The 13,448-nt window shown below is 42.3% G+C and carries 10 protein-coding genes and 4 pseudogenes; 9 read left to right on the top strand and 5 right to left on the bottom strand.

Annotated features, from left to right (window positions below; genetic code table 11):
• Positions 1-134 (top strand): annotated as a pseudogene (locus EWV60_RS15340) (ISNCY family transposase); the annotation flags it as partial.
• A gap of 202 nt (positions 135-336) precedes the next feature.
• Here the strand turns inward: EWV60_RS15340 and EWV60_RS15335 are convergent.
• The 3 genes and pseudogenes from EWV60_RS15335 to EWV60_RS15325 form a co-directional block, all read right to left on the bottom strand.
• Positions 337-1,135 (bottom strand): annotated as a pseudogene (locus tag EWV60_RS15335) (IS1380 family transposase); the annotation flags it as partial.
• A gap of 19 nt (positions 1,136-1,154) precedes the next feature.
• A pseudogene (locus EWV60_RS15330) lies at positions 1,155-2,163 on the bottom strand (ISAs1 family transposase); the annotation flags it as partial.
• A gap of 220 nt (positions 2,164-2,383) precedes the next feature.
• A protein-coding gene (locus EWV60_RS15325) for an IS5 family transposase (RefSeq protein WP_287233160.1) occupies positions 2,384-3,207 on the bottom strand; the annotation gives its coding sequence in 2 pieces (ribosomal slippage) (positions 2,384-2,817 and positions 2,817-3,207; 825 coding nt in all).
• Positions 3,208-3,638: 431 nt separating this feature from the next.
• On the opposite strand from EWV60_RS15325, the gene EWV60_RS15320 reads away from it, so the two are divergent.
• Complete coding sequence (locus EWV60_RS15320; protein WP_287233158.1) at positions 3,639-4,022, top strand: DUF4346 domain-containing protein; 384 nt, start codon at positions 3,639-3,641, stop codon at positions 4,020-4,022.
• Positions 4,023-4,160: 138 nt separating this feature from the next.
• On the opposite strand, the gene EWV60_RS15315 is transcribed toward EWV60_RS15320, so the two are convergent.
• The gene (locus EWV60_RS15315; protein ID WP_002747356.1) at positions 4,161-5,024 is read right to left on the bottom strand and encodes a branched-chain amino acid ABC transporter permease; all 864 of its coding nucleotides are present in this window, start codon (positions 5,022-5,024) and stop codon (positions 4,161-4,163) included.
• A gap of 270 nt (positions 5,025-5,294) precedes the next feature.
• Here EWV60_RS15315 and EWV60_RS15310 point away from each other — a divergent pair, with 270 nt between their 5' ends.
• A complete protein-coding gene (locus EWV60_RS15310; protein WP_287233157.1) occupies positions 5,295-5,804 on the top strand; it encodes a pentapeptide repeat-containing protein in 510 nt (169 codons plus the stop codon).
• Positions 5,801-6,928 (top strand): 5-(carboxyamino)imidazole ribonucleotide synthase, encoded by a 1,128-nt coding sequence (locus tag EWV60_RS15305; RefSeq protein ID WP_287233154.1) that lies wholly within the window; start codon positions 5,801-5,803, stop codon positions 6,926-6,928. Before EWV60_RS15310 ends, EWV60_RS15305 begins: the two co-directional genes overlap by 4 nt.
• A 165-nt stretch (positions 6,929-7,093) precedes the next feature.
• On the opposite strand, the gene EWV60_RS15300 is transcribed toward EWV60_RS15305, so the two are convergent.
• Positions 7,094-8,032, bottom strand: a complete 939-nt coding sequence (locus EWV60_RS15300) for an SGNH/GDSL hydrolase family protein (RefSeq protein ID WP_193977658.1) — start codon at positions 8,030-8,032, stop codon at positions 7,094-7,096.
• A 78-nt stretch (positions 8,033-8,110) separates the two neighbouring features.
• Between EWV60_RS15300 and EWV60_RS15295 the strand changes: the two genes are divergently transcribed.
• From EWV60_RS15295 to EWV60_RS15275, 5 genes and pseudogenes are all read left to right on the top strand, one after another.
• Positions 8,111-8,245: a hypothetical protein gene (locus EWV60_RS15295; RefSeq protein WP_002736350.1), complete on the top strand. Its 135-nt coding sequence runs from the start codon at positions 8,111-8,113 to the stop codon at positions 8,243-8,245.
• 604 nt (positions 8,246-8,849) lie between these two features.
• Positions 8,850-10,841, top strand: a complete 1,992-nt coding sequence (locus tag EWV60_RS15290) for a DICT sensory domain-containing protein (protein WP_287233152.1) — start codon at positions 8,850-8,852, stop codon at positions 10,839-10,841.
• Between the two features lie 162 nt (positions 10,842-11,003).
• Positions 11,004-12,209, top strand: a complete 1,206-nt coding sequence (locus EWV60_RS15285) for an argininosuccinate synthase (protein WP_002790869.1) — start codon at positions 11,004-11,006, stop codon at positions 12,207-12,209.
• Positions 12,210-12,678: 469 nt separating this feature from the next.
• A complete protein-coding gene (locus EWV60_RS15280) occupies positions 12,679-12,915 on the top strand; it encodes an RpnC/YadD family protein (RefSeq protein ID WP_287233150.1) in 237 nt (78 codons plus the stop codon).
• Positions 12,912-13,448, top strand: a pseudogene (locus EWV60_RS15275) (flagellar assembly protein H); the annotation flags it as partial. The gene EWV60_RS15280 and the pseudogene EWV60_RS15275, both read left to right, overlap by 4 nt.

Genomic DNA, 13,448 nt, shown 5'->3' with positions numbered 1-13,448 from the left:
ACGTTCTTAAAAATCACGGTTATAATTTAGAGCATAACTTTGGTCATGGTCAGAATCATTTGTGCGAGTTCTTATTGTCTTTGAATTTACTAGCTTTTTTATTTCATACCGTTTTGGATGTAGTTAATTACACCATTTAGAGGTTGAGAGTTGTGTTTTTAAAAATTAAGAAAAACTCTGAAGGTTGCCGAGCGATAATTCGACAAAACCAGCCAAATTTTTGCGTAATCAACAGATAAAATCTAGTCAATTAGTCAAAATTTTCATGATAAAACAGGCTGAATTTATGAACAGCCCTTTTTAAAATTATTTAGTTGTTTTTGAGAACTATTCGACTTATCCAGGAGCAGGAAGTCCTTGAATTCTAGAGTAAGCTATCACTAAAATATCTTGATAAGGACAAGAACTAGCGATGGCGATTAAAACTCTTCTAACGCTCACAGTAATTCTCGCCCCCAATTTCAGAAAATTAAGACGAATTGTTCCTACTGTTGCTTGGGCAAAAGCGGTTTTAGATAAGCAATTTTGACGAAAAGCCTGCATCAAGACATAAGCCATTGATGATAGCCAAAATCTTAATTGATTACTCTCGAATGTCTGGGTTGAAGTCCGGTCAGCAAATAAATCTAGTTGTTGTTCTTTAAGACGATTTTCCATTTCTCCTCTAGGGCAATATTTGTCTGTATAAAGCTTTGAGTGGATGATTTTTGAAGCTGGTAAAGATGTGACAACATGACGAATTTTCAATCCTTTACTACCATGACAAACTTTGGTAACAACTCTTCTTGAACGACTCCAAGATTGTTGAGTTTTGTAGCAAAGAGAGCGATAAAAAGTCGATTCTGGAACTAATTCCCCAACTTCTTCTAATTTTTCTTCAGGAGAAAATAGCGTCTCCATTAAAACATTAACAGGCTCAAGTTTTTGCTGATAATCATTTTTAGCTTTCCCAATTACCTCGGTCGCTCGTAACTTCAACTGGCTTTGCCATAGCTATAACATAATCGACTCCTTGAAAATCTTCACAGAATTTAAAAATTTCTTCCCTGGCATAAGCACTATCTCCTTGTACTAATATCTGAGTATTTGACCATTTTTCTCTAATTAATTTAATTACTCTTTCTAGTTCTTCTAACAGGGTAAGAGCATCTCAATTAGGCTTGACAAAAGGCTTTCAGCACAGCCATCATATAGTCATTATCCATGGCCGCCCGTTTACTTTTTTGTGCCAGACTACGTCGGTAAGTGGATTCCTGGTTAAGAGCGTTAAGTGCTACTCGTCTCAAGAAGGCTCCCATTACGAGGGCTGTGGCCTGAGCGAATCCGAGATTTATCTTCATTAAAAGTAACATCTAAAATCCAATGAGCCTGATTTTCAATGCCCCAATGTTTACGAATAGCATTACCTATTTTTTGAGCATCAGCGGGGAGAGAACTGAGATAAAATTGGACTTCACAAGTGGTTTTATTCCCAAGATGACGAACTCGTTTAACCATGATAATACTTTGAAGTCCTTGCCATTGAGCCTGTTGATAAAGACCGCCGAAAGCTTCTAAGGGTACAGCCCAACACCAACGTTTTTCGAGGCGATGATGACCTTTTTCCAGACGGTAATCATAACTAAATTGAATACCATCAAATTGATGTGCTTGAGCTTGCTCAAACCAGTTTTTGACCTGAGTATAAAGAGTCGGATGATTAGCTTTAAGGGCGACAACGTAGTCAGCTTTTTTGGCTTGAATATGATTAATAATCGCCGTTTGAGTTCCCATAGCATCAAGGGTGATAATTGCCCCTTGAAGGTCTAATAGTTCTAATAAAGCGGGAATAGCAGTAATCTCATTGGATTTATCTTCCACCTTGACTTGTCCTAAAACTAATTTCTGCTCCCCCGCCCAAGCCGTCACTAAATGCAAAGCTTTAATTCCTTGATTACAGTCGTAAGAACCTCTGAGACTTTTCCCGTCTATGGGAACTATTTCCCCCGAAAGAGAACCGATTAAATGGGGCAGCCATTGAGACAAAACTTTGGTCAAAGCTTCCGGGTTAATCCGTTCAAAAACCCGCCGAAAAGTATCATCAGAAGGAATGCCATTAGGTAATTCTAAAAACTCAGATAACCAAGACTGCTTACTGAGTCCATAATTTTCCATGTCTTCCCAGGGTGAGAGCATTTCAAACGCTATTGACAATTGGCCAATTTTGTGATCCGCATGGGCATTTCAAGTGATACCAGTCAATCAGAATAGTTACGAAATCGACCAAATGGGTCGATTTTTGCTTAACAATTGAGATGGCCAATTCTCCTCAAATATGCCTGAATCGCTCTCTGGGTAAGCAACTCACATAAAGTTTATTTTGTCAAGGATTGTTAAGATGCGCTTACCCTGAAAGTTCGTAGTTATAGATACCTGCGAGTAGATTTAGTCTTAATTTAAAACGCTTTCTTCGATTTCTATACCGGGAAGACAGAATTCTAAAGATTTTCAAATGACGATGAATATTTTCAATCACTACTCTCTCTCTCGATAATTGTCGATTAAATTTCTTTTGTTCTTTCGTTAACTCTTGTTTCGACTTTCTCTTGTGAGGGATTTTACTATTCTCGTGAAGCTTTTGAATTCCCTGATACCCTTTGTCTGCTAAACATTCGATTCTCTTATTCATCATGACACGGCTAGTCTTCCACACTTTAAAATCGTGTGTTCTGCCCGTCCCGAAAGCGGTACAGAGAATCATTCTCGTTTTTACGTCGGCTACAATCTGTGATTTTATGGTATGGCATTTTTGTTTCCCACTATAATATCGCTTCTGTTTTTTTTTGGTCTTTCTATCTCGTGTTCTGTCACATCTACCCCTACTCGCTCCACCGATATACTCTCTCGGACGAGCGTTTTTTTGCCTGGCAGGTTGAAGAGTCCTGACTTAATTAGTATGTCTTCCACTTTTTTAATAATTCTCATCGCTGTTGTCTCGTCAATTCCCCGACTCGTTCCGATGTGATAGTAAGTTCGATATTCTCTCCAATACTCTAAAGCCATTAAGATTTGTTCCTCCACACTTAATTTACTCGGTCTTCCCGATTTTTTGTGAAATGCCTTCTCGGCCGATACAATTTTTACCATTAGCGAGAAAGTCTCGGGATAGACTCCGGTTAAGCGTTTGAATTCCTCGGGCTTTAAGTTTTCGATTCGTTCGTAAATCATAGTACACGGGAAACTTTTCCTCATTTTATACTAACTTTTCCGATTTTTGCAGGAGGTCTACTCTACAAGTGTCCCTGTTTATGTTTTTCTGAGTTTATCCTCCTGTTGCCAGAGGAGAGGACAAGGATGATGGTATGTGATATAATTTGCTCTTGCTTTCAACTACATATTTAGGGCTTGCTGAATAATGGTAAAACCCTTTTAAAATAAGGCTTTTGACCTGTTAAAATCCGATGTTAGTGCAAGAATATAGGATTGGGACATTCAAAAACCTTCCATTATTCTTTTTATAGTACATAAACTGGTACAAAAAAAGAAGGGCAACAAAGCCTGAAACGACCGGCTACTGACTCCTGACGACCGGCTACTGACTCCTAGCCCCACCAACAAACTTTTTCAGCAAACCCTATTTAAGTGATTTTGTCAAGAAAATGAGCGAATTAAAATCCCAAATCACCGCTATTGATCATCAACTTTCCAAACGTCTGATCGCTCTCGATCCCGCAGGATATTTTATTATTTATCTCGACCGAGAAGCTGGGTTAATCTGTGCCAAACATTACAGCAATATTATCAACGAAAAAGGTTTAGCCGTCGATCCAGAAACGGGAAAAGTTATCGGTGTTAGGCAAAAACTTGATCGCAATCCTGAGTCTATTTACACCGCGAGAACCGCCAAAGAATTAGCCGTCAAAGTGATCGAAGAAACCCAACCTTGTCCTATTACTATGTTCGATCATGCTGCTTATTTAGGTCGAGAATTCACCCGCGCTGAATACGCTTTAATCACCGGGGAAGAATATATTCAGGATTAAAGATTGGGCTTTTCAGTGTTGCCAAAGGCACGGCGTAGCCGTCCAGTAAACAGTAAACAGGGATAAAGATGAAGATAAATAAATAACTTAAAACTTACATCTGATAACTGATAACTGATAACTGATAACTGATAACTGTTAAACCGTGCCTTTAAATAAACCTTGGGGACGGAATAATAACAGCAAGATCATAATTAATAAAGCCACGGCTAATTTATAATCAGAACCAATTAAGGGGACACTAATTTCTTGAGCAACACCAATAATTAAAGCCCCAGCAATCGCTCCGTAGGGATTACCAATACCACCTAAAATAACGGCCGCAAACATTGGTAAGATTAAAAACCAGCCCATATTGGGACGTACTCCCCCAGTAATTAACCCGAACATCCCTCCAGCTAAAGCAGTTAAAACTCCGGTAATTATCCATGTCCAGAAGACAACCCATTCGACGTTAATTCCAGTTACTCTAGCTAAATCGTTGCTGTCAGCTACGGCACGCATCGCCTTACCGATCTTAGTTTTTTGTAATAAAAAATGGAGGGCAATAATAACTATAATTGCCAAACCAATAACTAACAAGCGATCGAAAGCTACTTTAATACCAAAAATTTCTGTAGCGGTCATCACAGGCAGATCGTAGCGTTGATTACTGCCGCCCCAGATCATTAAAATACCATTGCGAAGAAATAAAGCCAAACCGATCGAAATAATAATTAAAGTGGTAGAATCAGCCCGTCGATCGCGCATGGGTTTCCATAATAATCTCTCGGCAATGAGCATGGCAATAGCTGTCACCGCTGCCCCCACCGGCATCGCTAACCAGAGATTAATCCCTTGAGCATTTACCAGCCAAGTTATGTAAGCACCTAAAGTCATAAAATCGCCGTGGGCAAAATTAGACAGACGCAAAATGCCACAGGTAAGGGTTAAACCGACAGCAGCCAGAGCAATAATACTACCGACGGCTAAACCATTAAATAAAAGTTGTGGTGTATCCATCAAACCTCTTGTATAAATCAGAAATTGTCCTTAGAAATAGAAGTCAGGAGAGAGAAAATTAATTAACTTTTGTCTTTTACCTTATTTAGCTGAAAGCTGAGGGCCTGTGGCTTAAATATTTTTGTTTAGACCAAATTGCATGACAGTATAAGCTCAGACAGCTATTATAAAGGTTTGTGTGCCAGCAATTTCTCGCAGCCGGCGGAAAGCTGACGGCTGATGACTTACTGCTATAAAATCAAGAATGCCCACTGATGGAATTTTCCGCCAATGAAGACTATCTTTCGATTAGCGATCGCTTTTTTTGTCCTACTACTTATCCTATCTCCTGTCAATGCCTTAGCTGCCAGTTCTGCTGCTGTCACAGGAGCCAATGCCAGTTATGAAAACCAGAATCTGACAGGAAAGGATTTTTCGGGACAAAATTTGCAATCTGCCCAATTTACTAACGTTAATCTGCAAGATTCTAACTTTAGCTCTGCCGATTTGCGCGGGGCAGTGTTTAACGGAGCCTCTATCATCGAAGGCAACTTTCATGGAGCGGACTTAACCAATGGGTTAGCCTATCTGAGTACCTTTAAAAATTCCGATTTAAGCGATGCCATTTTTTCCGAAGCAATTATGCTGCGTACCATTTTCGAGGGAGTCAATATCAACGGTGCTGATTTTAGTTTTGCCGTGCTTGACGCTCAACAAATCAAAAATCTCTGTGAAAGAGCCGAGGGTGTCAACTCAAAAACCGGCATCTCTACCCCGGAATCTTTAGGATGTGATCAATGATGCAAACAAGGGTTGGTGTTATTGGTGGTGGACAATTAGCATGGATGATGGCACAGGAAGCCAAGAAATTAGGCATTTCTCTGATTGTACAAACACCACACCCCGACGATCCCGCCGTTGCTTTAGCTGACGGGGTTGTTTTCGCCGAAATAGCTGACGCGGAAGGCACAAAAAAACTAGCTCAACACTGTGATCTGATCACGTTTGAAAATGAGTTTGTTAATTTAGATGCCCTAGAAGAATTAGCGGCCACAGGAGTTAAATTCTATCCTAGTTTGGCAAATCTGCGCCCCCTATTGGATAAATACGAGCAAAGATGTTATTTACGCTCTCTAGGGTTGCCTGTGCCTGATTTTTGGGCGATAGATAATTTATCCCAACTAGAAAATTATCCTTTTCCGCTAGTGCTGAAAGCGCGACGACAGGGTTATGATGGTCAGGGAACCTTTATTATCCGCACTCCTGAAGAATTAAACGCCAAAAAGCCGCAATTAGAGCGTCTTGACTTGATGTTAGAAGCTTATATTCCCTACGAGCGCGAATTAGCCATCGTTGCCGCTAGGGGATTAACTGGGGAAATCGTCACCTATCCCGTGGTGGAAACCTATCAAGAGGAGCAAGTCTGTCACTGGGTAATCGCTCCCGCCGCTCTTAACCAATCTTTACAGGCTCAAACCGAACCTATCGCCCATCATCTGTTAAGTAGTTTGTCGGCGGTGGGTGTTTTCGGGATCGAGTTATTTGTCACTCCGCAGGGGGAGGTATTGATTAATGAAATCGCTCCCCGTACCCATAATTCGGGTCATTACAGCCTTTCTGCCTGTCTTACCTCCCAATTTTCCCTACAACTGCAAGCAGTGGCTAATTTGCCCCTCGGAGCCACGGATTTAAAATCTGCCGGGGCAGTCATGGTTAATCTATTGGGTTTTGAGGATAGTGACGGTGATTATGGCGAAAAAAGAGCAGTTTTAGCGGCAATTCCAGACGCTCACGTTTTTTGGTACGGTAAAAAATCCCGTCCCGGTCGAAAATTAGGCCATGTCACCCTCTTAAGGGATACAAGCGATCGCTCTGAGTTATTGGCCCTAGCAAAACAAATAGAAAAGCTTTGGTATGGTTGTTAGGGAAGTGGGAAGTATTTTCAGTAAACAGTAATCAGTGAACAGTAATCAGTAAACAGTGAACTGATAACTGATAACTGATAACTGTTTACTGATAAGGATGTGAACTGAAAACTCACATCTGATAACTGATAACTGATAACTGATAACTGATTCAGTAAACCCTAATTAAAAGACTTTTTTGATTGCCTCGGTCAGTTTTTGACTAATTAACTCGTTACCGTCTCGACTAAGATGAATATTATCGATATAGAGGGAATCAGGATTAGAATGTGCTTGAAAAATGGGCAGAAAATCTAGATAAAAAATCTGCTGGTTGCTGGTGAAATCTGCTAGTCTTTGACGGGCTTTTAATTCATAATCTCGCCCCTGTTTTTGAGCTTCGCGAATAAGGGGGGTAATAGCGATAATTAAACGGGCTTGATTAGCCTGAGCAAGGGCTTGAATTTGGGCAAGAGCGGTTAAATTATTGCCCACTCGATCGCCTCCTTCTTGCACCGGTGGTAGGGGAGGATAACGCTTAAAATATCGATCGTATAATTCGATTAAAGCTAAAGCCGGCCGGCGAGCGGGATAATTAATTTCTCGTCCCACCACCGCCGAACTAGGAGCTAAAGCGAACAGATCATCGGTGTTCATTAATAACACAATCACCTGAGATTCAAAGGTGCCGAAACGTCGCAGATAGGCCAATTGATTGCGCGGTCCCCACGAATTAGCCGAAGCATTGAGAACTTGCACCGAACCTGTCAGATTCTGTCCTAAACTTTTGGTGATTAAAGCAGAAATGGTCTCTTTTTGATCTGTCCACCAGGAGCCATTAGCGATCGAATCACCGATTAACATTATTCTCGTCGTCTCTGGGGGCCTTTGGGGTGTAATCGGATCGCTCCGCATCGAATACTGATTAACGGCGATAAAATTGGAAAACCGGCGCGTTTGTTGATTAGGAGCCAAAAGATAGCCAATTTCGGCATCGGCTTTGTAAATAAGCGGATTACCGAACCCGAAGACAATTCTTAAAATAGCCTCAAGGAGAAGGCCAAGAAGGAAAAGAACGCCTAGAATGATTAAAGACAGCCGAATGATACCAATTTCTAATAACACGGATAGATGAGAGTTCGCTAATTTATGATCCGAAAGTGTCTCATACCTTATCCATCTCATGAAAAGGAGTTAAAAGCAATGTCAGACTTAAATCGTGGCATCATGAAATTCGAGGGAGCCGATAAACCGGCAGTAGTGGCGATATCGTCGATTATCGTTATCGGTAGTATTATTGCTCTGATCCTTTGGGCAATGAAAGTCGCCTACATCTAGTTAGGGTTTGCGGCAAAAAGTTTCTCGTGGGGGCAGGGTGTGGGGTGTAGGGTGTAGGGTGTAGGGTTTTACCCATTTTCATCTGGTAAATTACCTAATTTTCAGGGAAAAAGTCCCTAAAATTTCCCCCCGATCCCTCCAATGGCTGGCACTTTTTGATTTCCCAAAAGTCTAAAAGTCTTATCCAACAAGGTTTTTAGATTTATTCAGCAACCTCTAGTTAGGGTTTGCGGCAAAAAGCTTTTCCTGGGGGCAGGGTGTGGGGTGTGGGGTGTGGGGTTTTACCGATTTTGAGGTAGTCAGTTACCTAATTTTCAGGGAAAAAGTACCTGAATTTTCCCCCCGATCTCCGCAACGGCTGGCACTTTTTGATTTCTCAAAAGTCTAAAAGTCTGACCCAACAAGGTTTTTAGATTTATTCAGCAACCTCTAGTTAACTAGAATAATTTCCCTCACTTTTTGGCATCACTCGGTTTAAATTTCTTGCGATCACGACACGATCTCACCTCTTGTCCCCTTGAGCCTGTAGGATAGGGTCAAGGGAGAAATTGCTAGTTCCCTCTATTGCGCTTGCTAGTCACACTCGACTCGAAACAGATCATCGATGAGCAGATCAACTTCTGTTTTAACAGAACTGTTGCAGTTACTCCCCCAATGGCGATCGCAGATGTACTTCAAAGCATCCCTGACCGCGCTATCCCACGCCATGGAGGATCAGGTTTTAGCGGAAGACGATCAACCGTTAGTGATTGCCAGTTTTCAGCGTGAGCGCTTTTATCGTCAAGAGGCCCATCGCTACCGACGCATTGCCCACAAAAGCGGGCAAGTTTATGTTTTGTCAGCCCCAGAAACCGATTTTAAGCATAGTTCCGACGTTTGCGAGACGATCGCTTTTCAACCGGACGACAGTTTAGCCCAAGAATGGCATCTAGTGGTTATCAGTCGCCATTATGCTAGTTGTTTAATCTGTCGGGAGCGAACCCATCTGGTAGCCGAAGGGGAAAATAGGGCAGCTATGGATAATAATCGCCGTTTTGAGGGGATTTGGACGAGTGATCGCCATGTGAGTCAACAGGCCGCCCAAATTCTCTTAAATCATATTCTCGATTATCGTCCCGAACTGGCGGACAAAATTAGGCGCGCTCAAGAAGAATACCTGATCTGTGAACTGACGGATAGGGATCATCAAGAGGAACCGGATCCCTTTGTCCAGCGATTGGTCACTTATTTGCAAGCGGGACAGTATAAACTGCTGAAAGCCAATCGTTCCCTGGCATCGAAAGAACACAAAGAAAGACTGATCAACTCGGTGACAGCGGCGATCCGTCGTTCCCTCGATCCGGAAGATATCCTCCAGGTGGCAGTGCGGAAATTGGGGGAGGGATTGGGAGTCTGTCGCTGCGTGGTCTATCGTTGTAAGGAAGCCGACATTAACGCCACCATCGAACACGAATTTTTAAACTCCGGCATTAGTTCCATCAAAGGACAAAAATGGCCTCTGAAAAATAATCCTCTTTTTCAGGAAGCGCTGGAATTGAGAGAATCCCTGAAAATTGAAGACGCTATTCACGATCCCCGTCTCCCCGGCGATTCCATTCAAAATCTGGTGCGGGAATGTTCCATCTATTCCTGGTTATTAGTACCGATTTTTTACCAAAGTCGTCTCTTGGGAATGTTGGAACTGCATCACTGTGGACCCTATACCACCACTTGGAAAAGCGAGGATGTCGCCCTGGTGGACGCGGTGGCCACTCAAATCGGAGTCGCCCTCATTCAAGCAGAAGCCTACGCTAATTTACAGGATTTAAATGAACAATTAGCCGCCCTCGATCGCACTCGTTCTAATTTAGTCGCCATTACCGGCCACGAATTACGCACCCCCCTGTCCACCATTCAAGTCTGTCTAGAAAGTTTGGCCTCGGAACCGGATATGCCGGCAGAAATGCGCCAAATTATGCTTGATACTGCTCTGAAAGATGCGGAACGAATGCGTAAATTAATCCAAGATTTTTTAACTCTTTCCAGGTTAGAAAGTGGCCGGGTTAATTGGAATCCTGAAGCTTTATCCTTATCGGAATGTGTGGAATTAGCCATCAGTCACGTTCACTCCCGCAATCTCGACAACGAAAATCCAAAAATTAGCAATCTTGTCCCCCCTAATCTGCCCTTTGTTTTAGCCGATGGCGAGTGGTTAGTGGAATTACTCTCCAAACTTCTCGATAATGCCTGTAAGTTTACCGGACGGGAGGGAAATGTCTCGATCGAAGTCGCTTCGGGAAAGCCAAAAACTCTAGAAGTAACCATTTCTGACACTGGACGCGGGATCGAACCCAATCGTTTAGAACAGGTTTTTGATCGCTTTTACCAAGAGGAGGGGGCCCTGCGACGCAGTGCTGGGGGAACCGGTTTAGGACTGGCTATCTGTCGTCAGATCGTTAATGGTTGGGGCGGCGAAATTTGGGCAGAATCCCAGGGCAAAAATAACGGCAGTCAGTTTCATTTTACTATTCCAATATTTAAAGATAAAACTAACGATAATCCCCCAAATACCGCTCCGAAAAAATCCCCCCGTCGTGCTGCCAGTAAACGTAAATAGCGGCCAGTTGCCTGTTTAGTTTTGGCTCTTTGCTCGTGACTTCCTATTCCTTTTCTTCATCAAAAACTAAACAAAAAAGCATTAAAAAAGAAGCATCCAATCCCCAAGATATATAATAAACTTAAAAGAGTAATCAATTAGTCGTTTTTAGGTGAAAAAATTATGGGACGCGCCAAGAGAGTGGTTTTAGCTTATTCCGGAGGAGTCGATACTTCCGTCTGTATTCCCTATCTCAAACAGGAATGGGGAGTAGAAGAAGTGATTACCCTAGCCGCCGATTTAGGACAGGGAGACGAATTAGGACCAATTCAAGAAAAAGCTCTGCGCTGCGGAGCGATCGAATCCTTAGTGGTCAATGCTCAGGAAGAATTCGTCAAAGAATACGCTTTTCCCTCAATTCAAGCTAATGCTCTCTACGAAAATCGTTATCCCCTTTCTACCGCCCTGGCTCGTCCTTTAATCGCTAAATTATTAGTAGAGGCCGCCGAGAAATACGGGGCCGATGCCGTCGCTCACGGTTGCACTGGCAAAGGTAACGATCAAGTGCGTTTTGATGTGGGCATTATGACCCTTAATCCTAGTTTAAAAGTTCTCGCTCCCGCCCGGGAATGGGGCATGAGCCGGGAAGAAACCATCGCCTACGGGGAAAAATTCGGGATCGAGTCCCCTGTGAAAAAATCCTCGCCTTTTAGTATCGATCGTAACCTGTTGGGGCGCAGTATTGAAGCCGGTCCCTTGGAAGATCCGATGACGGAACCCCCGGAAGAAATCTATCTAATGACCAAAGCGATCGCCGATACTCCCAACGAGCCGGAATACGTCGATATTGGTTTTAATCAGGGTATTCCTGTCAGTTTAAACGGAGAAAATCTCGATTCTGTCACGCTAATTAGTCAATTAAATGACCTAGTGGGTAAACACGGTGTTGGTCGTTTAGATATGATCGAAAACCGGGTAGTGGGAATTAAATCGCGAGAAATTTACGAGGCCCCGGCTTTATTAGTTTTAATTGATGCTCACCGGGACTTAGAAAGTTTAACTTTAACTGGAGATGTTACCCAATATAAACGGGGAATTGAAGATACCTACGGACAGTTAATTTATAAAGGATTGTGGTACAGTCCCTTAAAGGAAGCGATCGATGCTTTTATCCTCAAAACCCAAGAACAGGTAACGGGATCGGTGCGACTCAAACTGTTTAAAGGTAACGCTAAAGTGGTCGGTCGTCAGTCAGTCAATTCTATCTATTCTCCCGATTTAGCTACCTACGGAGCCGAGGATCAGTTTGATCATAAAGCTGCCGAAGGTTTCATCTATGTTTGGGGATTACCCAGCAAAGTTTGGGCCGAAAAAACTAGAGGAAAGTAATCAACAATCCTCTGCTAATACCGTTAATAATTATTATTGTAGGAGCGAAGGCAATTCGTCCCTACAATAATATACATCTTGCATAATTTTTTTATGGTATAATGGAAATCTTGGTTCTTCGGTTTGTGTTATGCAATGGACTGGGGTTATAAGGGATGGAACCCTTATTTAGAAAGGCATTTGGCGATTTTTGTCAATTGTTTTTTATCTAGAGCGAACTCATCAATTAAGTCTCTTGCCAGAGAAGGATTTAGTCAATTTATGCCCCCCTATCGAACCATAACAAGTAACGAAGAGCCGAAATTTTTACCTTTTTTAGCGTTTGAGATGCTCTCACCCCGATGTACCAATTAACTAATTTTCCCAAAAAAATTAGTTAACCCAGCATTATAACATATAATTAATTTGCAAGAGTTCTAATGCTTTCTGGGAAAATGTACTGGAATTATTAATTAGTTGGCGGGTTAGTATGGAAATAAATAACATCCTAGAAACTGAAGATAGAGAGGTGTTTATGACTTTATCTCAAACCTATCAGGAATGGAGGGAAGCAACTAAACGGGAAGGACGACAGGAAGGAAAACTGGAAGGAAAACTGGAATCTATTCCCCGTTTGCTGGCTTTGGGTTTAAGTGTGGAACAAATCGCTCAAGCTTTGGATTTAGACTTAGAACAGGTCCGACGAGCTATTCAAGAAACCCCATGAAACCCCATGATCAATTTGCCAAAAATTACCTTGAACAATTACTTTCTCCCCTGGGAACCGTCGAAATCAGCAAAGAAGTCAGCGATGAAACGCGACAGATAGATGTATTTTTTTCCCCCAATCCCGAACCCAACCCCGATTATCTGGGATTATTAGGCAGAATTGTCCTTAATACTGTCTTAATTGAACCCTATCGCAATCCTCCCAACCGTAGCGAGATTCGTAATTGTTTAGCAAAACTTTTGGCGATTTTAGCCGAACTGCAAAGACAAGCCAAACGGGAAAATCAGAGCTACAATAATGAAGATAATGCCCCTCGTTTGTGGATTTTATCCCCTTCCGCTCGTATCACTGTTTTAGAAGGATTTGGGGCAAAATTAGAGCCAGATTGGCCAGAAGGAGTCTATTTTCTTACCTTGCTTTATCGCACGGCAATTATCGCTATTAATCAATTGCCTGTGACTGCTGAGACTCTTTGGTTAAGATTATTAGGACGGGGAAAAACGCAAAACCAAGCGGTGCGAGAATTGTTA

Source organism: Microcystis sp. Msp_OC_L_20101000_S702, assembly GCF_007095705.1.
Lineage (GTDB): Bacteria > Cyanobacteriota > Cyanobacteriia > Cyanobacteriales > Microcystaceae > Microcystis > Microcystis ichthyoblabe_A.
Note: the sequence above shows the minus strand (reverse complement) of the source record. Positions and strands in the feature narration are given on the sequence as shown.

Bases quoted from the DNA above. Each gene is read 5' to 3' on its own strand.
- EWV60_RS15320 (WP_287233158.1), top strand. From the start codon at position 3,639: ATGAGCGAATTAAAATCCCAAATCACCGCTATTGATCATCAACTTTCC.
- EWV60_RS15295 (WP_002736350.1), top strand. From the start codon at position 8,111: ATGTCAGACTTAAATCGTGGCATCATGAAATTCGAGGGAGCCGATAAA.
- EWV60_RS15285 (WP_002790869.1), top strand. From the start codon at position 11,004: ATGGGACGCGCCAAGAGAGTGGTTTTAGCTTATTCCGGAGGAGTCGAT.
- EWV60_RS15280 (WP_287233150.1), top strand. From the start codon at position 12,679: ATGGAAATAAATAACATCCTAGAAACTGAAGATAGAGAGGTGTTTATG.
- EWV60_RS15305 (WP_287233154.1), top strand. From the start codon at position 5,801: ATGATGCAAACAAGGGTTGGTGTTATTGGTGGTGGACAATTAGCATGG.
- EWV60_RS15310 (WP_287233157.1), top strand. From the start codon at position 5,295: ATGAAGACTATCTTTCGATTAGCGATCGCTTTTTTTGTCCTACTACTT.
- EWV60_RS15290 (WP_287233152.1), top strand. From the start codon at position 8,850: ATGAGCAGATCAACTTCTGTTTTAACAGAACTGTTGCAGTTACTCCCC.
- EWV60_RS15315 (WP_002747356.1), bottom strand. From the start codon at position 5,024: ATGGATACACCACAACTTTTATTTAATGGTTTAGCCGTCGGTAGTATT.